The sequence below is a fragment of the Nostoc sp. CmiVER01 genome (assembly GCF_034531135.2).
Classification (GTDB): Bacteria; Cyanobacteriota; Cyanobacteriia; order Cyanobacteriales; family Nostocaceae; genus Nostoc.
Genome location: NZ_JAVRBU020000009.1, coordinates 324151 through 346028 on the forward strand (window position 1 = coordinate 324151; position 21878 = coordinate 346028).

17 protein-coding genes are annotated in these 21878 nt (G+C 42.7%); all 17 read right to left on the reverse strand.

The window, feature by feature from the left end; translation table 11 throughout:
• Positions 1 to 28: 28 nt before the first annotated feature.
• Positions 29 to 1126: an anthranilate phosphoribosyltransferase gene (trpD, locus tag RMZ43_RS17665; protein WP_322654444.1), complete on the reverse strand. Its 1098-nt coding sequence runs from the start codon at positions 1124 to 1126 to the stop codon at positions 29 to 31.
• 88 nt (positions 1127 to 1214) lie between these two features.
• Positions 1215 to 2447: a tryptophan synthase subunit beta gene (gene trpB, locus RMZ43_RS17670; protein ID WP_322654463.1), complete on the reverse strand. Its 1233-nt coding sequence runs from the start codon at positions 2445 to 2447 to the stop codon at positions 1215 to 1217.
• Positions 2448 to 2505: 58 nt separating this feature from the next.
• Positions 2506 to 3756, reverse strand: a complete 1251-nt coding sequence (locus tag RMZ43_RS17675) for a tyrosinase family protein (protein WP_322654443.1) — start codon at positions 3754 to 3756, stop codon at positions 2506 to 2508.
• A 115-nt stretch (positions 3757 to 3871) separates the two neighbouring features.
• Positions 3872 to 4699 (reverse strand): tryptophan synthase subunit alpha, encoded by an 828-nt coding sequence (trpA, locus tag RMZ43_RS17680; protein WP_322654442.1) that lies wholly within the window; start codon positions 4697 to 4699, stop codon positions 3872 to 3874.
• A gap of 48 nt (positions 4700 to 4747) precedes the next feature.
• Positions 4748 to 5296 (reverse strand): hypothetical protein, encoded by a 549-nt coding sequence (locus RMZ43_RS17685; protein ID WP_322654441.1) that lies wholly within the window; start codon positions 5294 to 5296, stop codon positions 4748 to 4750.
• A 73-nt stretch (positions 5297 to 5369) separates the two neighbouring features.
• On the reverse strand, positions 5370 to 6200 hold the full coding sequence (gene trpC / locus RMZ43_RS17690) for an indole-3-glycerol phosphate synthase TrpC (RefSeq protein WP_322654440.1): 831 nt from the start codon (positions 6198 to 6200) through the stop codon (positions 5370 to 5372).
• A gap of 118 nt (positions 6201 to 6318) precedes the next feature.
• Positions 6319 to 8520 (reverse strand): anthranilate synthase, encoded by a 2202-nt coding sequence (locus RMZ43_RS17695; protein WP_322654439.1) that lies wholly within the window; start codon positions 8518 to 8520, stop codon positions 6319 to 6321.
• A 369-nt stretch (positions 8521 to 8889) separates the two neighbouring features.
• Positions 8890 to 10086 (reverse strand): 3-dehydroquinate synthase, encoded by a 1197-nt coding sequence (locus RMZ43_RS17700; protein WP_322654438.1) that lies wholly within the window; start codon positions 10084 to 10086, stop codon positions 8890 to 8892.
• Positions 10080 to 10727 (reverse strand): DsbA family oxidoreductase, encoded by a 648-nt coding sequence (locus RMZ43_RS17705; RefSeq protein WP_322654437.1) that lies wholly within the window; start codon positions 10725 to 10727, stop codon positions 10080 to 10082. Before RMZ43_RS17705 ends, RMZ43_RS17700 begins: the two co-directional genes overlap by 7 nt.
• A gap of 12 nt (positions 10728 to 10739) precedes the next feature.
• Entirely contained in the window at positions 10740 to 11819 is a 1080-nt protein-coding gene (gene tyrA, locus RMZ43_RS17710) for a bifunctional chorismate mutase/prephenate dehydrogenase (protein ID WP_322654436.1), read from the reverse strand.
• 3 nt (positions 11820 to 11822) lie between these two features.
• Positions 11823 to 13226: a glycosyltransferase family 4 protein gene (locus RMZ43_RS17715; protein WP_322654435.1), complete on the reverse strand. Its 1404-nt coding sequence runs from the start codon at positions 13224 to 13226 to the stop codon at positions 11823 to 11825.
• Between the two features lie 232 nt (positions 13227 to 13458).
• A complete protein-coding gene (gene scyF / locus RMZ43_RS17720; protein ID WP_322654434.1) occupies positions 13459 to 14637 on the reverse strand; it encodes a scytonemin biosynthesis PEP-CTERM protein ScyF in 1179 nt (392 codons plus the stop codon).
• Positions 14638 to 14806: 169 nt separating this feature from the next.
• Positions 14807 to 16177 (reverse strand): ScyD/ScyE family protein, encoded by a 1371-nt coding sequence (locus tag RMZ43_RS17725; protein ID WP_322654433.1) that lies wholly within the window; start codon positions 16175 to 16177, stop codon positions 14807 to 14809.
• Positions 16178 to 16275: 98 nt separating this feature from the next.
• Entirely contained in the window at positions 16276 to 17556 is a 1281-nt protein-coding gene (locus RMZ43_RS17730; RefSeq protein ID WP_322654432.1) for a ScyD/ScyE family protein, read from the reverse strand.
• A gap of 62 nt (positions 17557 to 17618) precedes the next feature.
• Positions 17619 to 18587 (reverse strand): scytonemin biosynthesis cyclase/decarboxylase ScyC, encoded by a 969-nt coding sequence (gene scyC / locus RMZ43_RS17735; RefSeq protein ID WP_322647348.1) that lies wholly within the window; start codon positions 18585 to 18587, stop codon positions 17619 to 17621.
• 22 nt (positions 18588 to 18609) lie between these two features.
• Positions 18610 to 19674 (reverse strand): tryptophan dehydrogenase ScyB, encoded by a 1065-nt coding sequence (gene scyB / locus RMZ43_RS17740; RefSeq protein ID WP_322647349.1) that lies wholly within the window; start codon positions 19672 to 19674, stop codon positions 18610 to 18612.
• Positions 19675 to 19982: 308 nt separating this feature from the next.
• Entirely contained in the window at positions 19983 to 21869 is a 1887-nt protein-coding gene (gene scyA, locus RMZ43_RS17745; RefSeq protein ID WP_322647350.1) for a scytonemin biosynthesis protein ScyA, read from the reverse strand.
• Positions 21870 to 21878: the final 9 nt, after the last annotated feature.

Below are 21878 nucleotides of genomic sequence, written 5' to 3' on the forward strand. Positions count from 1 at the left end.
CACGTAGCTCCTCGTAGGGGAGGGTAGTCTAGCGCAAAAATTCCGCAAGTTGTTCTAGTTTTGTCCAAGCTACGCCGCTTTGTAGAATATCCTTGGCAAGGGCAATACCTTTAACACAACTTGCTAAAACATCAGTTTCCCCGTGAATAGCTTCACCAACTTGCAGTGCAAGGGCTGTATTTAAAGCGACTACATCTTGCTGTGCTTGAGTGCCTTTACCTTGGAGAACTGCCTTCAAGATTTCGGCATTTTCTTGGACATCTCCACCGCATAACGCCGCAGTCGATGCAAAACTCAAACCAAGTTCTTGAGGATTGAGGGTTAGAGAACGGACTTTTTTATCTTGAAGTACAGCTAAGTCAGTGACATCTGCCAAACCAGCTTCATCTAAACGTTCCCGTCCGTGGACTGCGATCGCTTGCTGACATCCCAGTTGGGATAAAGCTTGAACAATCTCCTCTAGTAAAAGCGGATCGTTGACACCAATAATTTGCCCTGTCGGCCGCATGGGATTTACTAGCGGGCCGAGTAAGTTAAAAATAGTCCGCACCTTCAAAGTTTTTCGCAAAGTAGCGATCGCTTTAAGTGCAGGATGCCAACCTGGAGCGAACAAAAAGGTGATTCCGACTTCACCCACTGCGGCTTGCACTTTTTCTGGAGTGGCGTTGAGATTTATACCCAAAGCTTCCAACACATCAGCCGAACCAGTCTTGCTGGATGCGGAACGATTGCCATGTTTGGCAACTTTTACTCCGGCGGCAGCGGCAACAAAGGCAACAGCAGTGGAAATATTAAAGGTTGAAGCGCCATCTCCACCAGTTCCGCAGGTGTCAATTAGGGGAGTGGGGAATGGGGAGTGGAGAGTGGGGAGTGGGGATTGTGATTGTAGGACACTGGCCATGCCTACTAATTCTTCGGCGGATACGCCTTTAGCTTGAATTGCGGCTAAAATCGCTCCTGATAGGACATGAGGAATGGCATCGGTGAGCCAACCTTGCATCAAATCCGCAGCTTGGGAAACTGTCAAGGATTGCCGATTTAATAACTGTTGCAATAAAGCTGGCCAGTTGTAGAACTCAGGAGGGATAGAGATGTTGTCAAGTGGAGTTTGAGTTACAGCTATCATATTTGTCGTTAGTCATTGGTCATTAGTCATTGGTCATTAGTCATTCACGAAGGACAAATGACTAATGACAAAGGACAAAAAGAGAAAATTAAGGAATAAGGACTTTGGCAACTGTTTGCACATCTTTGTCACCTCTGCCGGAACAGTTGATGACGATGCGGGGGTTGCCTTGTAATTGAGGACAAAGGGTTTCGAGATATGCGATCGCATGAGCAGTTTCTAAGGCTGGGATAATTCCTTCGAGTTGCGAAAGCCTTTGCAACGCTTCTAGTGCCTGTTTATCGGTAACACTGTAATATTCGGCGCGACCAAGATCCTTTAAATAACTATGCTCAGGGCCAACACCGGGATAATCTAATCCGGCACTAATTGAATGGGCTTCGATGACTTGACCATCATCATCTTGCAGTAAATAGCTCATTGCACCGTGCAATACACCTATTCTTCCTTTTGTCAAGGTAGCAGCGTGTTTTTCTGTATCTACACCTTCACCCGCCGCTTCTACTCCGATTAGGCGCACCGAAGGTTCATGCATAAACTCATGAAACAAGCCGATCGCATTGGAACCTCCACCCACGCAAGCCAGTAGAATATCTGGTAATCCTCCCCATTTATCCTGAGCTTGAGCGCGAGTTTCTATACCAATTATCGCGTGGAAGTCACGGACAATCATTGGGTAGGGATGAGGCCCAGCAACAGAACCCAGGATGTAATGGGTTGTTTCTACATTCGTCACCCAATCCCGAATTGCTTCAGAAGTTGCATCCTTGAGAGTTCCCGTACCTGCTTCCACTGGGCAAACTTCTGCACCCATTAATTTCATGCGGAACACGTTCAGGGCTTGGCGTTCCATATCCTGGACGCCCATGTAAATTACACATTTCAACCCAAACCTAGCACATACAGTTGCAGTTGCTACGCCGTGTTGTCCTGCACCTGTCTCTGCAATAATCCTTTGCTTACCCATGCGTTTAGCTAGCAACACTTGAGCTAAAGCATTATTAATTTTGTGAGCGCCTGTATGATTTAAATCTTCGCGCTTTAAATAGATTTGTGGCCCCGTACCATCAGGTTTAGCATAGTTTGTTGTCAAGCGTTCAGCAAAATATAATGGGCTGGGTCGTCCTACATAATCGCGCAGTAAGTTTTGCAGTTCTGCTTGGAAACTTGGCTCATTGCAATATTGATTAAATGCCGCTTCTAACTCAGTTAATGCAGGCATCAAGGTTTCGGGGACATACTTACCGCCGAATTTTCCAAACCTGCCTAAAAGGTCAGGTAGCACAGGCGTAGTTGAAATGATAGCGTTGATGTCTTGGATGCTTACCACAGTTGAAAATCCTTTATGTTCAAATATTTTTTACTTTCGTTCTAATTTTTTAGAACTTATCCCACAGATAAAATTCTTTTCGCGTTTCCTGTTCACGGGTTTCGTAGGTATAGCCCAATTTCCTATGATTCAAAACCTCTATAGGGCGCACCAAATCTTTAGAGTCAAAATTTGGTAACAGGGATACTAAATCTCCTAATGCGGTAGCTTTGGGGGTAGACATACCGCCGTCCCAAGGCCACATTAGGTCTTTAAGGTTGTGTCCGTAAGGCTGACTATGACCATCGGGAGGAAAAAAATCACTACCTTGATGACCATTTTCTTGCCATTGGGCCCAGAGGCGGTCTACATTTGCATGATGCAACCAAAACACTGGGTCATAAGGTGAACTTGGTATATTGCTCATAGTACCCAAGCCTTTAAACTTTACAGGTCTTGTACTTGCATCTATCTGCACCCCACCAACTAAACCATGAATGTAGTTGTGGATAAATCCTCCTGAGGTGACTTTACCCTGCTCATCTACAGAGATAAATCCTTCCATAGCAGCGCGAAATAGAGAATAATCATTAAGAGCTAGGGCACGCTCAACATCTTTTTTAGGCACAGGGTAATCGGTGGCAGGAGGTAGCCGTAGAAAGCGGACAAGTGATGTACCTAATGATGTGTTGGTATCTAGGTCAATGTTTAATACTGGATTCATAACCCAGCCATTTGCAGCAGAAAAAGCCCCAGGTACAGGCCCGCCTGTAAAAGTTCCTTGATTGGGAATTTTGATGGTTACTCCTTGACCGTTAGAACCAAGAAAATCATCGTTAAAAACTACATCGAGTGATTTGGGGTCAGTCCAATCCCAGTATGGGAGAGTAACATTTGGGTCTACTGCTTGCAGAGCTTGTTCAAATCTGCGAATATATTCTCGATGCCAAGGGAAAAATGCGGCATTTTCATGAGCAAGTTCTTGAACGGAACCATTGGAATGTCCTTTATGGTTATGAATCAAGCGTGTTGCCCCTATATGTATGGCAACGAATTGGTCGTAAATACTGAGCTTGCTACCTGCGGGAATTGTAGTTTTTAAGGTTTTGATTGCCTTGACGAAGGCTGTTTTCTCTGCTGATGTCAGGTCAGTTACGTTCTTTCTTACAGCTGGGCGAGCGTATTGTCCAACATTGTGATTCCAATGGTATTGGTATTGTCCGTGGTCAATGCGATCGTGGGCGAAGACTGTAATAGCACAAGTGCTAACTAGAAGTAAGCTATAAATTAGTATGTTGACAGATTTCAGCAGGAGTTTCATAGCTAAGATTTCCTTTATATTTCTTCCTTTGCGATCTTTGCGCCTTTGCGGTTCGTTATTCTTTATCGAACCGCCAAGACGCCAAGGACGCAGAGAAAGAAAAAATAGAGCTTTTTTATTTTGCGGAAACAACTTGTTGCAGGGATACTGGAGTAATTGCTGCTTTCAATTCCTGACACAATTCTTCTACAGCTTGCAGTCCTTCATTTGGGCTACCTTCAGCTAAACGTTTCACAAACGCACTACCAACAATTACTGCATCTGCACCCCATTCTTTTACTTGATGTGCTTGTTCTGGCCCTGAGATGCCAAAACCAACGCCGATGGGTTTATCGGTAACGCTTCGCAAATCTTTTAATAAATACTTTACGCGGTCTTGAATTTCAGCGCGGATACCTGTAACGCCTGTAACACTCACCAGGTAAATAAAACCCTGAGATTGATGAGCGATCGCTTCAATTCTATCTCTAGAACTGGTAGGAGCTACGAGTAAAATTACCTCAATTCCAAAAGATGCAGCAGTCTGGATTAATTCTTCTGCTTCTTCTAAAGGTAAGTCTGGTACTACCAACCCTTGCACTCCAGCAGTGGCAATTTGCGCCAAAAACGATTTAATACCCCGGTGCAAAATGGGATTGTAGTAAGTAAATAGAATTATCGGCGCTTTTAAGCTAGGAATCACTATGTGCAACATCTCTAGCACTTGCTCTAATTTTGTGCCTTTTTGCAAAGCGCGGGTTGCTGCTGCTTGAATCACAGGCCCATCTGCTAGAGGGTCGGAGTAGGGAACGCCCAACTCGATGAAGTCTGCACCATTACGATCTAAGATACGTAAAGCCTCGGCGGTGGTTTCTAAGTTAGGATCGCCTGCTGTGATAAAGGGGATTAAAGCACACTGTTGGCGATCGCGTAAAGTTTGAAAGGAAGCTGAGATAGAAGTCATGTTGAAAATTAGTTAATGATTGGTTAATAGTTTTGGAATAATTTACACTTAGCAATTAGCGATACCCAGGCTAGATTTTTTGTCGTCGAGTCTTTTATACTCGTTAACGAGTCTTTGATACTCGTGAATGAGTCTTTTATCTCCGTTAACGAGTCTTTGATACTCGTGAACGAGTCTTTTATCTCCGTCAACGAGTCTTTGATACTTGTGAATGAGTCTTTTATCTCCGTTAACGAGTCTTTGATACTCGTGAATGAGGCTTTTATCTCCGTCAACGAGTCTTTGATACTCGTGAACGAGTCTTTTATCTCCGTCAACGAGTCTTTGATACTTGTGAATGAGTCTTTTATCTCCGTTAACGAGTCTTTGATACTCGTGAATGAGGCTTTTATCTCCGTTAACGAGTCTTTGATACTCGTGAATGAGGCTTTTATCTCCGTTAACGAGTCTTTGATACTCGTGAATGAGTCTTTTATCTCCGTTAACGAGTCTTTGATACTCGTGAATGAGTCTTTTAGCTCCGTTAGGGAATAAGGAAAGGGTTAAGGGGAAAGGGAAAAGGGAATTTTGCCCCTGAAATGTCCCCTTTACCCGCATTCTGCAAGAAACCTATTTTCCCAAACATCCACTCAACCGCCTTAGAAAGACTTGCTTTAATTTTTCAGTAAGGTTAGGGAGCATCAAGTCTTAGCATACGCACAGCTTGTTCTACATCGCTTTGTTTAACTAAAGATTCTCCAATCAAAACCGCACGCGCACCAGCTTCAGCGACAAGAGATAAGTCAGCAGGTGTATACAATCCAGACTCGCTGACGACGGTGATATCCAAACTTTGTAACTGTTGTTGGCGCTGTGCTAAAAGTTGCTGTGTTGTGCCTATATCAAGGGTAAAATCTTCTAAATTGCGATTATTGATTCCTACTAAATGTAAATCGTCAAGCTTTAACACTCGATCCAGTTCATCCAAGGTGTGAACTTCTACCAGCGCATTCATGCCTAAATCATGAATTAGTTGCAAAAAACCCTGAAGTTCTTGATCTGATAAAATGGCAGCAATCAATAAGACTGCATCTGCACCTGCTGTTCGTGCTAAATATATTTGATAGGGGTTAATGATAAACTCCTTGCACAGTAGGGGTAATGCTACTTGCGATCGCACCCTTCGCAGATTATCAAAACTGCCTTGAAAGAACTTTTGGTCAGTTAAAACTGATAAACAAGCTGCACCACCTCGTTCATAAGCTTGAGCAACAGCTACTGCATCAAAATCTGCGCGGATAATGCCACGGCTAGGTGATGCCTTTTTTACCTCGGCAATTAAGCTAGGTTGGTTAGGATTTTCTTGCAAAGCATTCAAGAAATTTCGCACAGTCGGGGCTGAATTTAACTGTTGTCGCAAGGCGGCTAAAGGCAATTCTTGCTGCATTTGTGCAACTTCTTGCCTTTTATGCAACACAATTTCTTCAAGAATATGGCGGGGAGGGGCAACTTGTTTAGTCATAAAATGCTAGGGGAATAAGGAGTGGGGAGTAAGAATTTTAGATTTTAGATTTTGGATTTTGGATTAAATTTCAATCTAAAATTGTCAATCCAAAATCTAAAATTGAATTGCCCAATGACTAATGACCAATGACTAATGACTCTTTGGTTGTATATGCACGCACCACATTTTTAATGATTTCTAGACCGACTTCTCCGGCTAGAGTCATGATTGACTCTGGATGAAACTGAACGGCGGCGATGGGAAGTGTCTGATGTTCAATGCCCATAATTACGTCGTCATCAGAAATCGCTGTCACCTTAAGTTCTTTTGGCAAACGTTGCGGTAGGGCAAATAATGAATGATATCTACCGACTGGAAAAGATTGTGGTAAATTTTTGAAGGTTACGGAATTAGAATCAGTGACAAAAATCCTTGAGGATTTACCATGTTGGGGATAGTTGAGGACTCCCAATTCTCCATCAAAAGCTTCAACAATGCCTTGCAATCCCAGGCAAACTCCGAAAATAGGAATTTTGCGATGAAGAAGGGCACCGACGGTCTGAGGAACGCGAAAATCACTTGGTCTACCAGGGCCAGGAGATAATACAACTAAGTCAGGGCGTTCTGTATCGAATAGCGATTCTGAGAAACCATGACGCAGTGTAGTAACGGTTGCACCAGTTTGGCGAATGTAGTTGGCTAGGGTATGAACAAATGAGTCTTCATAGTCTATTAGCAAGATGCGTTTGCCATCTGCCCCACTTGGAAGGATTTTAGTTGATTTTATAGAACTAGATTCATCAATTTTTTGACTGGTTTCCTTTACACGGCGAATTGTTTCAAATAAAGCAGCAGCTTTGGTAATTGTTTCTTGTTCTTCTGCTTGCGGTATCGAATCATAAAGGACAGTAGCGCCAACTCGCACTTCAGCGATACAGTCTTTTAATCGGATTGTCCGCAGAATTAATCCAGTATTTAAATTCCCATTGAAATTTAAATAACCAACTGCGCCACCATACCAACGTCGGGCGCTACGTTCATGCTGTTCAATAAAATCTATTGCAGCTCTTTTGGGTGCGCCGGTGACTGTAACGGCCCATGTATGCGATAGAAAGGCATCTAAAGCATCAAATTGCGATCGCAGTGTCCCCTCAACATGATCTACTGTATGTATCAGGTGGCTATATAATTCAATTTGACGACGACCAATCACTTGTACTGAACCAGGTTCGCAGATTCGGGATTTGTCATTGCGATCGACATCAGTACACATGGTCAACTCAGCTTCATCTTTGTGGGAGTTGAGTAACTGACGAATTTGCACGGCATCGTCAAGAGCATCTTGTCCTCGGCTAATAGTGCCACTAATGGGACAGGTTTCTACCCGCCTACCTTCAACCCGCACAAACATTTCTGGAGATGCGCCAATCAGATATTCTCCACCTAAATTAAAAATAAACCCATAAGGACTAGGATTTATTTCTTTTAAAGTTTCAAATAGTTTACTAGGTTCCTCTTCATATCCTTCAAAAAAGTTTTGACTAGGAACTACTTCAAATAAATCGCCTCGGCGGAAATAATCGAGCGCACCCTCAACTTTTTTGGCATACTCACCTACTTTATGGTCAGCAGTTTGATTTGGCAGAAGATGTTTTCCCCGATAGTCTACAGATTCACCAGTTCGAGGCAGATCATTAGTCTTGCCATGCGCTGTTTCAAATTCATATTGTAGACGAAATGCCCGTTGCTGATAGTAGTCAACAACTATCAAATCATCAGGTAGATAAAGTACTAAATCCCGTTGGTCTGTTGGACGTTCTAGACGTTGAGTAATTGGTTCAAACTGAAAAACTAAGTCATAACCAAAAGCACCATACAATCCTAAATGCTCGTCTTCTTGACTAGAAAAAGTGTGTAAAATTTCACGGACAACTGTAAATGCTGAAGGTTGTTTACTGCGTTCTTCTTCAGCAAATAGTTTTTTTGTAGTTTTAACAAAGCCTATAACACTATTATTGTCTAGGCTAACTTTCTCAAGTTGTATTGAGTTAGATAAGCACTCTAAGAGTAATGGTAAAAGTACCCGACCGCGTTCATTCAACGCTATCAAAGTAAAAGCATTATCTTGTGTAGTCAATTCCAATGGTGGATTGACAAACCCGATCGCCCATCTTTTATATCTGCCTGGATATTCGTAGCTACTCCTTAACAAACCTCCACGCTGAGAATTTAAGTGGAATAGAATGTCTTCGAGAGCAGTGTCCATCTTCATTTCTGTGATGGAGCGAGAAACAAGTACACCGCCAAGAGTTTTGTAGGAACGGGAATCAAAGATCATGGGAAAATTCTCTGGAAGAGTTATTAGTCAAAAGCTAATCATTATTGATAACTATCTTCAAATTAAAAACAAATCCAGATAATCCGATGTCAATTTAATTCAAACTATCCAAATCTGCGTATTCTTTTAAAAGATGTAATGAAAAACTTTTTCGCTTCTTGTTTAAGAATACTAGATATCAAGCAGAGAAGACATTGAATAATTTTTCGATTAAATGTCAATTTATTCGCTTTTTATACTGCTTCTCTAGTACATTTCCTGATAGCCATATTTCAAAACAACCGCCTCCCTCAAAAGTAGTAAATCCTCTTACAACCTCAGTGTTCCTCCGCGCTTCCCTCAGCGTCTCTCTGCGTTTCAAATCCCATCCTAAAACCCCTGCAATAGCGATATTGCTTGCCTATACAAAAACAAATCCACCTCATGAACCTCAACTCCTTTCCCAATCCTTTGTAACAGCATCAAAGTCAACTCTCCCCCCAGATGTTCACGGAACTCAGTTAAACCCCGGAACAAACAATTAGGATGTTCCAGTTGTGATAACTTCTCAACCAGTTCTGGCACATACAACGTAAAACCCAACGCCGACAAAGTACTTAATATCCTTTGCCATTGTGAGCAATCCAGCAATCTTATCAAATAGGAATAAGTGCTATCCAAAGCAATACCGATCGCAACTGCTTCGCCATGACGCAAGCGATAATTTGTCAAATGCTCCAGTTTATGAGCCGCCCAATGTCCAAAATCCAGGGGACGAGACGAACCCATTTCAAAAGGATCGCCGCTATTGGCAATATGTTCTAGGTGCAATTGGGCGCAACGATAAATAACTTGTTGCATAGTATCCATGTCTCGTTGTGCTAGGGCTGCGCTGTGAGAGTGGATATAATCAAAAAAGCTAGCATCCTTAATTAGTGCCACTTTGACTGCTTCTGCGATTCCAGAACGCCAATCGCGATCGTCTAAGGTTGTCAAAAAGGCAGAATCATTGATAACTGCATAAGGTGGCGCAAATGTACCAAGAAAGTTCTTTTTACCAAAAGCGTTGATGCCATTTTTGACGCCAACCCCGGAATCATTTTGTGCTAACACCGTCGTCGGAATCCGAATCAGGCGAATACCCCGGTGAGCAGTTGCGGCTGCATATCCTACCAAATCCAACACAGCCCCGCCCCCGATCGCTAACACATAAGAATGGCGACATAATCCGGCTGCTTCAATCTGTTGCTGGATTTGCTCTACTAAAGTGCCATCATTTTTAGCAGCTTCTCCTCCCGAAATTATCATTGGTTCGGCTGCGATCGCTAATATCTCTGCATAAAACTTGGTATACGCTACTAATTGCTTAACCAATTCCGGGTGATGCTGCAATATACCTGCATCTACTATCGCTACAACTTTCTTCGGCTTTGTCTCCCCATCTGCTGTAATTACTTGGGCTAAAGTGGGGTTTTTTAACTCAAATAAGTTTTTGGTGAAGTAAACCTCATAGTTGAAAGTAACCGAAACACGTTGATGAATTGGTTGTAGACTGAATCTACTTTTTTGCTTAATGTCAACTACCATGTTTTTGCTGATATATTTACAAGTGTGGCTCGATTCAAAGCTTGAAGAAATGTTTCTACTGAGTGACAACCATTGATCTTGACTTTATTATTGATGATGAAGAATGGCACGCTGTTGATATCATTGGGACGAGTAAATATTGATTCAGCTACAAAAGCTTTAATCGCAGCATCATCACTCAATTGCAGCCGTAATTCCCTAGAATCCATTTGGTAAGCTCTACCTATGGCAATCAGAACTTCAATATCTCCAATGTTCAAACCGTCTTCAAAATAAGCTTTATAAATGGCTTCTACGACATCGTTTTTTACCTTTGCTGGTGCAAGTGCAATCAGTCGGTGCGAAAGTTTAGTATTAACAGCCAAACGGATTTTTTCAAAATTTAGCTTGACTCCAGCAGCTTTACCTACATATTGCGTAGATTCAAACAGATATTGCAGTTCTTGGGCTTTTATACCCTTTCTATTTTGCATAAAGCTGTGAAATTCGTATCCGTCAGCAGGAATAGTATTGTCGAGAATAAAGGGATGCCACCGGATATCTACTTCTTTTTCTGCCCATTTTGCCAATGCATCAAACAGATGCTTTTTACCGATTCTGCACCAGGGACAAACGGGATCGTGAAAGATGTCTATCAGCATAGTTTTTGTCATTTAAATGCTAATATTTGTGTGCATTTGTGGCTTAAAATCTCGTTGAAGAGCCGTTTTATTTAAAGGCTGGAGAAAAGCATTGGTTTTTTCTTCAAAAAATCTTTGAGTAGTTTCAAATTCCTTAATTAATGCGTCTCTATCTTTCCTAGCTACCAGTTTCGCCAAGCGATTGTAAGTATTAGCCAAATAGCTAATTGCATTACACCTTTCTTCTGTAGCTAGCATAATATCAACACATAAATTAGGATTTTGAGAAAACAAACGTTTAACAATATCAATTTCTTGACGATAGTTAGGTGTTGACATTGTTAAGCTCTGCTCTATATCGACTTTTAATTGTGCTAAGAAAACACCAAGACTAAATCTACAAAAATGCTGCGTTGCTTGAATTATCACCATCATTTGATCGTGTTCTTCAGGCGTACAAAAAATTAATTCTCCACCTTTACTTTTAAGAAAGTCTAATAACCATTGAAATGATTCATCATTCCGACCTGGACACACTACCACCTTTTGTCCCAAAAACGATTTGATATTTGGCCCAAACATTGGATGTAAACCTATGACTGGGCCGGAATGATGTTCGAGCATCGCCTGAGTTGGCTGAGTTTTTACGCTCGTGATGTCACACAAAGCTGTATTGGAGCCAAGGTATTTCGCTGCACGTTTGATAACATCAACTGTATATTCAATAGGAACGCTTACTAATACTAATTCTGCCTGACTTAACAATTTATCTGCGTATTCCCAATCTTCATGTTCGAGAACGCTAACATTGTGACCTACTAGGGAAAGCTGCTCTTTAAATAATCTTCCCATCCTGCCGCGTCCACCGATGATAGTAATTTGTCGGGAACTGACATGATTTGTTGCAGCTTTAGGAATCAGAGTAGCATGGCAACTATTTACTACACTTGCCCAAACAGACTCAGGAATACCAGCTTCGGCGAGTAGAGGAGCTACATCAGCCAGTTGTTTATCTAAAGAAGGTTGTTCTGATGCTGCTAATAATGATATGCGATCGCTAAGTAGGGCGATCAAGCTTTGGTCAGTTTTTTTAAGCTGATCTGAATTTGTCATTTGTCATTTGTCATTTGTCATTTGTCCTTGAGAGACTACGCGCACAAGGGACATGGTTTTAATTAGTCCGATATGATTAGTTTTTTCGCCTACAAGGGGTAAGGTATGTACCAAAAAGTCTTGATCAACAAGTGATTCCTTAGAACTCAATTCGGGTAAGAGATCCAAATTTGTTGCTTTTTTGGCGATCGCATCATAAAATAACTCTTCATAACGGTCTAGTGCTTGCTCAAAGGAATAGTTTTCTACTGCAAACTTTCTTCCTTTGCGCCCTAATTGCGCTGCTAATTCCGGCTGTTTATATAAATCTAATATCGCACTTGCTAAAGCATTTGCTGACTCTGGCTCAACGATAAGACCGCCACCACTTTCTTTGATAGCTTTGGCAGCAGTCCCAGTTGCGGGAACTGAAGCAACAATTGGGCGACCACTAGCTAACAGCAGTGGTATTTTAGAAGGCATATTGAAAGAAATCACATTGCTTTTTTGCACAATCAACCCCACATCCGCGCCTGCTAACATTTGTGGGAGTTCTTCTCGCGGTTGCAATGGTAAGAGCAAAACGTTATCTGCACCACAAGCAAGACAATGTTTTTGCAATCTTTCAAGAGCTTGAGATTCACCTGCGATCGCAAAGACAATATCATTAATATGACGCAACCGAGATGCTGCTTCGATTACTGTCTCTAAACCTTGGGTCAGAGCAATATTACCTGAATAAAGCACTACAAATTTATCATCAAGTTGATGGGTAGCTCTCCAAGAGTTATTTTCTTTCGGCAAAGGGCGAATAAAATTTAGATTCACCCAATTTGGAATGCAGGCAATTTTCTTAGCAGGTACACCTTTATTTTTTAAATTATCTACAAAGCCATCGGCAATCACGCTAATGGTATGTGCAGTTCGGTAGGCAAATTTTTCTAAAGCTTCCAGAGCTTGAATCATCAACTTATTTTTAATTAGCCCAACACGCACAGCAGCTTCCGGGAGGATATCTTGCACATTCAGCACTACTGGGCAATTATATAGCCAAGCTATTAAGGTTGCAGGTAAACAAACTAGTAAAGGCGGCACTGTTAAGAGTATTACATCAGGTCGCTCGCCCTTAAGGGCTTGTGGCAAGCTCGTAAAAACAAAGCTCAACTCTAGCAGTAGCCTGTCTACAAGGTTAGGTTTAGACTTAATCCGCAGGTAACTACGCTGAATTTTGACACCATTTTTATGTTCAGTAACGTATAGCTTACCTCGATAGCGATCGTAAATCTGACGCTGAGGGTAGTTAGGCATACCTGTGATTACCCGTACTTGATGCCCTCGCTTCACCAGCCCTTCTGCTAGTTCAGTCATCAAAGGTGCAATACCAATTGGCTCTGGATGATAATTGTATGAATAAATCAAAATTTGCATGAACTCTTAATGTCCTGAAAGCACCTTAATAATATTGACTTTATTAGTGTTATCCAGTTTTTATCTCCCTTGTTCCGGATTTAATAACCTGAAATTTTCGTAGAAACTTTCGTAGGGTATGTTACCGCCGAGAATACGGTATCGAATTTATCGAGATGGTGCGTTATGCCCTTGGCTAACGCACCCGACGAAACTGTTACTCAAGCATCAGAACTCAGCACTGTTTTTGCAGTTACTTCTCTAAACTCAAGACTGGCTTTTGTTGTCTACGTTTCCGCAATGTGATGGTAACAGCTCCAAGTCCGAGCAATGCTAAACTCAATGCTGAACTAGGTTCAGGTACTTTAGTTGTGCCTTCTACGTTTAACACTTGGACGCGACCTTGGAAGAAATCACCCACATACAGCTTGCCATCTTTGAGGCTTGTGCCACCCGTCCAGTTAAATCTGCCTGGTGTGAGGTCGAGGGGATTGCCAAAAGGAGGGCCAGTTAATGCTGGAGGCGGTACAGGATTGGCTGATGCATCTAGGGCTGGTTTACCGTAAGAAGTCAAGAATTTACCGTTTTTATCAAATACCTGAACACGGCTGTTGATAGAATCAGCTACATAAACATTCTCTTGGTCGTCCACTTCAATGCCAATTGGCTGAAGAAGTTGTCCAGGCCCGCTACCTGCTGAACCAAATGTGTACAGAGGTTTTCCATTTGGATCGAGTACTTTAACGCGGTTGTTATACTGGTCAGCTAGAAAGATATTTCCACTGACTGGGGAAATTCTGATACCTGCTACACCTTGAGTTTCTCCAAGTCCAGTGCCCACAGTGCCACCAATCACACCAATTTGCTTTCCGTCAGGTGTGAATTTAAGGATTCTTTCGCCGTTAAAATCACCAACGTAAACATTGCCAGTTTTGTCAAATGTTACACCAGATGGCCCAAAGAAAAGCCTATCATTTATACGAGGGGTAAATTCTCCATTTGCAAAGGATCTAATAAAGTTACCCTGAGAATCGAATTGATTGATGCGGTTGTTGTAAACATCACCTGCATACAAATCCCCTGTTACGGGATTAAAGTCTACAGTTGTTGGCTCGTCAAACTGTCCAGGCCCTTTGCCGCCGGAGCCAATTGCTCCAATATACTGACCGCTTGGACTAAATTTTTCAATTTTATCACCGAGGTTGTAGTTAGGAGTACCATCCGGGTTAACACCGCGTCCGTTAGATATAAGAGTATTCCCTTGGCTATCCACCGCTATCCCTTGGGGAACAAACAGTTGCCCAGGGCCGAAGCCTGGTTCGCCGATACTTCTGTCGTAAGTTAATGTTACAGCCTTGGCTTGGGCTGCTGCTGCCAACACCATGAACCCAGTACCAAGAATGCCGATTGAGAAATTTTTGACTAATCCCATGAGTTTGAAGTCCTGGTTGTATGAGTGTATACTCTTTCCTAGACTAATTTTGTTCCCAGTCCTAGTTCGGGAACCCTAAGATTTGGGCTGCTGCCTCCTGTTTGAAATGCAACTTTCTGTGTGAGGCAGCAGCCTATTTTGTAAGTACCTGATACCAGGTAAAGAGGAATTAGACTATCTCTGCTTTGGGTAGCAATTCACCCGACCTGTCTTGGCGTTTGCGTTTGGTGAAAGCAGCAGTTGCGCCTACACTAGCAAGTGCTATTAGGCCAACTATTGAACCAGGTTCGGGGACTTTTTGAACAAGACCATCTACCCGAACAACCTCCCCTCGTCCTGGGCCGACACCGCGATTGGTAATATAAATCTTGCCATCAGAACTAACATCAATTCCATCAGCCGAATCTAGCCCTTGACCTGCTGCAACAAGTGTTGTGCGAGTGCCGTCAGGAGCAACTTGGATCAGAGAACCAGGTAGATTTGTGATGTCACCCCCTAACTGGGACTTATCGCTAAACTGTAAGACGAGCAAATCGCCTTTTTGATCAAAGGTTAGGTCTGTGATGTGCGTAAATCCATCCAGAAAAACTTCTGGTTTGAGATCATCGCCAATGCGGAAAATCCGTGATTTACCTGCTGGATAAGGAAAACCTGTATATTCGCCAACGTATAAAGCTCCATCAGGGCCAATTGCGCCACCTGTGGGTACTGATTGAATTGCTATTTTTCCTCCTGGAAGCTCCTGTAATAGCCCAGGAGGTAATTGTAATCCTGGTGGCAAATCTGACTTACTAATAATATTTTTAGGAATTGCGATCGCCTCGGACTTACTTCCGTCAAGCTTGATTTTGTAAGCAGTGTTTCCGCCCCCGTCAACCACATAAGCATTATCGCCACTAATAGCCAGATCATAAGGATTGGTAACTACATCCCCTTTGTCTGGATTTTTGGTGATTTCATTCTTAGCAAAGTCAAAAATACTGGTCAGAGATCCCGTCTTCAAGTCAGCTTTGTACAGTTGTGCTAGAAGCGGAGTATTTAAAACTTTATCGGGTGTTGATGGCGGGAAAGTTGCAAGTTGCTGTGGTGGGAGTGTGGATTTAGAACCAAGGTTAAGTGTTGCTAAATCGCGGTTTCCTGGATAACCAGCAAAGCCAGTCAGAAGATAAGCATTCCCTTGAGAATCAAATTGTATATCTTCAATACCAGCGCCTTGGTTGCCAGTAGGTTGTTCTGCTAGAGACTCAAAGTTATTAAATAGACGCTGTTTGGTGCCATCTGGTGCAACTTTGACCAGTGAACTAGTATTACCAGCACAGATAGGCTGAAATAGGGTACTCGGAGATGGTTGGCAATTTCCGTTTCCTCCAATACCTGGCTCTGCTACGTAGAGACTGCCGTCAGGGCCAAAGCTAACACCCCGTGCATTACTAACTCCATCGACAATTGGCGTTAGGCTTGCAGCTTGTGCAGATGCTGTTCCACAAATAGCAGTAAAACAAAATGTAAGAGATGTAAGAGCAAATGACTTGAGTTTCATACCTTTAGAGATTGAGAATTAAGTTAAGTGGAAAACTTTATGGTTTTAAAGACAACGAATTGCAGTCTTTGAGGAAGGCAGGATTGGTTTGAAACTCTTTACTTGAGCGCCACGGCTCCATTTATAGGAGGTTTAATAGCTCTCTTTTTGTGCAAGCAACCAACGCCAAAGGCAGCGATCGCTAATACGCCGAAAGCAGAATTAGGTTCAGGGACAGATTTGATATTTTCAATTCTGAGAACTTGTCCATCTCCAGGGCGATCGCCTCGGTTTGTGACGTATACCGCACCATCAGCACCAATAGTCAAGGCGCTAGGCGACTCTAATCCATCCCCACTCAAAAGAGTTGTGCGTGTCCCATCGGGAGCTATTTTGATCACAGAACCATCAAAATCACCCTTCCAAGCTGACTGATTGGCGTACTGCAAAGCATACAAATTGCCCTTGGTATCAAATTCCAAGTCTGTCAGTTGGGTAAAGCCATCTGCATATACTGTTGGCTTGCCATCAGCACCAACTCGATAGATTTTTGCCCCATTTTCTGGGAATGGAAAACCTGTAAATTGGCTGATGTAATAAGCGCCATCAGGGCCTTTTGCCACACTTGAAGGTACTGCTTGGCTTGCAAACTGCGATCGCACCACTTCACCTTCAGATGGCACTTGTGCTGGTTCATTGGATGGTGTTCCAGAAGGTGGAAAGACTGGATTAGTCAATACATCTTTAGAGAATGCGGTAATAGATTGCAGATTTCTACCATCAGTATTAACGCTGAGTAAGTCATTTGCACCGGCATCAACTGCAACTAATTTATTGCCATCTATCAGGAAACCTAAAGGATTGCTATCGACATCACCACCATCGGGATTGTTGGCGAGTTCATAGTTACCTAAATCGGCAACACTCTTCCAGGAATTGGTGTTAAAGTCGGGAGCGATGATTTTACCGAGGTCTGTGTTACCTAAATTGCGATCGCGAAAGGTCGGATTAGCGCCATACCCAATCAGAATATAAGGTTTACCTTGAGCATCAAATTTGATATCACGAGGCCCGGCGGCTCCAGTACCATCTGGTAATGCTAAGGAAGGAAGTCCTGTAAGTATGCGTTCGGTTTTACCATTCTCAATTTTGGTAACTGCCCCACTTTTGCCATAGCATAATGAATCACCTTGACCGCTTGACGGTGGAACACAACCTCCACTTCCCCCTATTCCCGCCTCTGTGACATAGAGATTACCATCAGGGCTAAAGCTTAGACCTCCAGGGCTATATAGACCGTCGGCGATTACTGAAAAGGATGCGGCTGAGGCAGCTTTGATTCCAGAAAAAGCGGCAACACAAAAAGTGAGGAAGGTAATGGTAAGTTGTTTCAGTTTCATGTGTTGCAGGGAATTGAGGTAAGAATTTTCAACGCAGAGGAACGCAAAGGGACGCTGAGATTTTAGTTGGTAACTAGTGCTTCTGGAGTTTTTGGGAGGTAGCTCATTCCTCGGTCAAATGATTTGAGGTTGCCAGCTTTGGCTTCTAGTAAACGTTTGATGTTCATGCTCTCAGCGCCAAAGTCTTCAATTTGAAGTTTGCCGTGAGTGACGGTTCCATCTGTTTTCCAGAATGTGATTCGATGTAGGATGAAACCTGAAGCTTCGGGGTCAGCGAATGAGTATGCGGTTGGAATGAGTAACGCTACAGAACGCTGATAATATTCGTAGTCTGGATAAAAGTGTTCTTGTTCTAGTAAGTAGTATTTGCTCAGACTATGAACCCGGACGGAAACTTTTACTTTCTGGTCATATTCATCTTTGAATTCACCTGATTCAGAAGTAATATCACCATTTGGGCGCAGTAAATGTGCCCACTCATCTATGTTCCGTAGGTCTTTTAAGTATTCAATGCCGATTTCAATTGGGGCATCAACATAGATGGTATCTGTATCGATAAAGTAGCGACCTTTGGCTGCTGAGGTTAGACCAGCTTTGCGTTCCAAATTACCTTTGAGAGAACGACACTCGGAAGTATGTACCGTGTGAATTCCCTGCATAATCATCTGAGTTTGTCGTTTGGGATCGACAAAGCTCAACCAATGGAAGTATACACCTTTTTCATCTGTTCCCGGCTCAATGTAGTCAGTGGGAAATAACAAAACAGGGTAAACCTGAAAATATTTCTGATACTCTAATCCACAATGCCACTCAATACCGTAGAAAAGCGGATTTTCTAATTTCTTAACATGATAATAGAGGTTTTTGTGATAACCAGACGCAGTTCCAAGCCAGGTATCTTCGTCAATTTGCTCTTTCATCCGGCTATAAAGCGTCCATTCGTCTAAGTTCTTTAAACTACAAAGATACTCAAAGGCGCTCTCTGGTGAAGTAGCAATATAAGCTGATGTTGCAAAGGTATTCTTTTCCACTTATTACTCCTTAAGATAATAATTAAGCTGCGATCGCTGCTTTAGTCTTGTTTCGCTTACCGCTCTGAATCCGGTCTTCTGCTAATCGTTTAGCAGCATCGTTGGTAGTAATTCCCTGCTCTTTAGAAATATTAAAAATTGCTAGTAGGGTGTCATAAATGTTATGCACTTGCTTAAAAGCTTTATCTTCGTCATAGCCAATCATTTCGTTGTAAACGTTGATTAGCCCTCCAGCATTAATTACATAGTCAGGGCTATAAATAATCCCTTTTTTGGCAAGCATTTGACTATGTAGTTGCTCATTCTCTAACTGATTATTCGCTGCACCAGCAATAATAGAAGCTTTTAAGAAAGGAATTGTATGACTATTAAGAATTCCTCCTAAAGCGCAAGGAGAAAAGATATCTACATCAAGAGAGTAAATCTCGGCGGGTTCTACAATAGTTGCGCCAAAAAGCCGTTTTACTTCTTCTGCTTTTACTGGATCTACATCACTTACAAAAAGCTTGACATCATGCTCATGTAAGTGCCGACAGAGATTTTTACCTACATTTCCAAGACCTTGAACTGCAACTTTCATGCCATCAAGTCTTTTGCTTTGCCAACGCGACTCTACAGCAGCTTTAATTCCGAGAAAAACTCCTAGTGATGTTATGGGAGCAGGGCCGCCAGATTTTTCTGATACCCCAACAACATGTTTAGTTTCTTGACTGATTGTCCGTACATCGTCAGGGGTAATATTAACATCTTGTCCGGTAATAAAACGCCCATTTAGACTATCAACAAAACGTCCGTAAGCTCTTAAGAGATCATCTGTTTTATTTTCAGGATTAGCAATAATAACTGCTTTTCCGCCACCAGCCGGAATGTTGGCACAGGCGGCTTTATATGTCATCCCACGACTCAGACGAAGCGCATCTTTTAAAGCAGCTTCTTCGTTAAGATAAGGTAAAATTCTTGTAGCTCCCATCGCTGGACCCAAGGTCGTGTCATGGATAGCAATAATCGCTTTAATTTCAGGATTCTTACCATGACAAAAGAGAACTTGTTCGTGACCCATTTCTCTAACAGTTTCAAATAACAGCATTTTCACCTCTCGATATTGTTTGGTATTGGTTAGAGAAAGTAATTTGCATTACAAAATGTAAAGATATAGACACAAAAACATTCTCGAATATTAATATTGGATGAAGTTAAGAAAAGACTTAAGGTTTAAAAAGCAAAATTTCCAGTTGATTGGGTATAGTTTTTTAGCTGGAATTGAAGTCTTTGCCATTTCTAGATTCATCCTTATGTCTTTTACTAAATGGACTAATCCAAAATGGATTGGAAAGTCTACTTTATTGAGATGTTTTCGTGTCTATAACAATTGAAAGAAATTGTCAGGTTTAACTTTTAAACCATTGGAAATGAGATTTGCTTGGCTGGATTTTTAGCCGAATTTGATTTGACTCCTTGTGCTGCTAAACTTTTATTACGTGCACCAGAGGGTGCTGGTCGATCAGCATCAATCACGACATCGAGCAGAAAGGGAACGTTTGATGCGATCGCTTGTTGTAATGCTGCTTCGATCTCTGACTCTCTGACGACTACAAGCGCTTCTGCTCCCATACCACGAGCAATCATGGCGAAGTTTGTTGGTGGAAGTGTTGCATCTGCGCCTTTTAATCCCAAGATTTTCATCCCTTGATGGCACATGTTGTAACGCGCATCGTTGAGTACAATCCAGATTGCAGGAATTTTGTATTTCACAGCTGTGCTGATTTCGTTATTCATCAGCATTGCTCCATCGCCAACAATACCTACAGCTTTGCTCTTGCTCGCCAATGCTGCACCCAATACTCCGGTGACGGCGTGACCCATTGCGCCAACTCCGGTGCTGACTCGGTAACGATTGGCTTCGGAAAATTGCAATAGATGAGTTGACCAAGTAAAGGAGTTACCACACTCCGCCATGACTATGGCATCGGTATCTTCAACAATCATCTTTTGAATTGCTGCCATCAATACTTCTGGCCGCACTGGATAATCTACCTCTGGTGCAGGTTCAATTGCTTTGGGTTGTGGACGAGGTAGTGGCATTGTGGAATCAGGAGCATCTGGTAATTGCTGCAATAACTCTTCCACAAAAGCTTTGATATCAGACCGAACTGCGAAAGTTTCAACGTGGGGATAGGCTACACCTGGCACTTCAGGATCAATATCTACATGGATAAAACCTTCTTTTGGAACTAGCGCCGAACTCCAGAAGGAAGTCGGTTCACCAAGGCGAGTTCCTAATACGAGTGTGCGTAGTGGAGGTTGTTGTTCCATATAAGTTAAGACGGAAGCATGACCGCCTAAACCTGTGACACCGACAAACTGGGGATGATCTTCCGGGAAGATACCTTTAGCACGAGGTGAACACATAACGGCTGCTCCCGTTCTTTCAGCGAGTTCAAGGATTTCCTCTGCTGCGTCACGCGCACCGAAACCAACCCAGATGGCAAAGGGACCAGATGATAATAACTCTACAGATTTCGCGATCGCTTCTTTAGAAGCAGTCATCCCAAATGGAGTAACATCTAGTTGAGGCAAGGATATATTCTCATCAACTAAACTTGTCTGCACTGCGGTAGGGACGCTCAAATGGGCAACAAATCCGCCTGGTTGCGCCATAGCTAAAGCAAGTTTGCGGAAAATCTGCGGTAGTTGAGCCGCAGATTCAATAGTGATTGCATAGTTGAATAAGGCTCCTGGGGTAAAAATTCCCCCACTGGGCAATGTGTAAGTGCTGGTTTCTTGAATTGCCCAACGTCCACGCTGCGGTGCTGAGGTGCAAGCCGACAACAAAATCACCTTTGCACCTTCACCACGAGCCGCAAATAATCCGGTGAGAGCATTAGTGATCCCCGGCCCTGCTGTGGTAAAAACTACAGCAGGGCGATTATTGGCAAAGTATGCTTCGGTTGCTGCAAATGCTGCTCCTGATTCATGGCGGAAGTTCAACACGTCGATGTTGCTATTTGATAGCGCCCCCCAAAGGCTTGCCATCGCCCCACCTGCGACACCAAAGGCGTTGCTTACTCCCAAATTTACCAGCATCTGAGCGATCGCATCGGCAACTGAGAGCGCTGCGGGTGTTTCGTCATTTAAGAAAGGCTGAATTTCGTTGTTATCCTCCGATTTATCAACCTGACGAGAAACGTCAGACACAGATTCTACATATCTGTTTGCTGGATATTCTTTGTATGGCTCAGTAGTGATTAGAGGAGAGTTTGAACCAGTATAGTTTTGACTCATTAGTTTCAC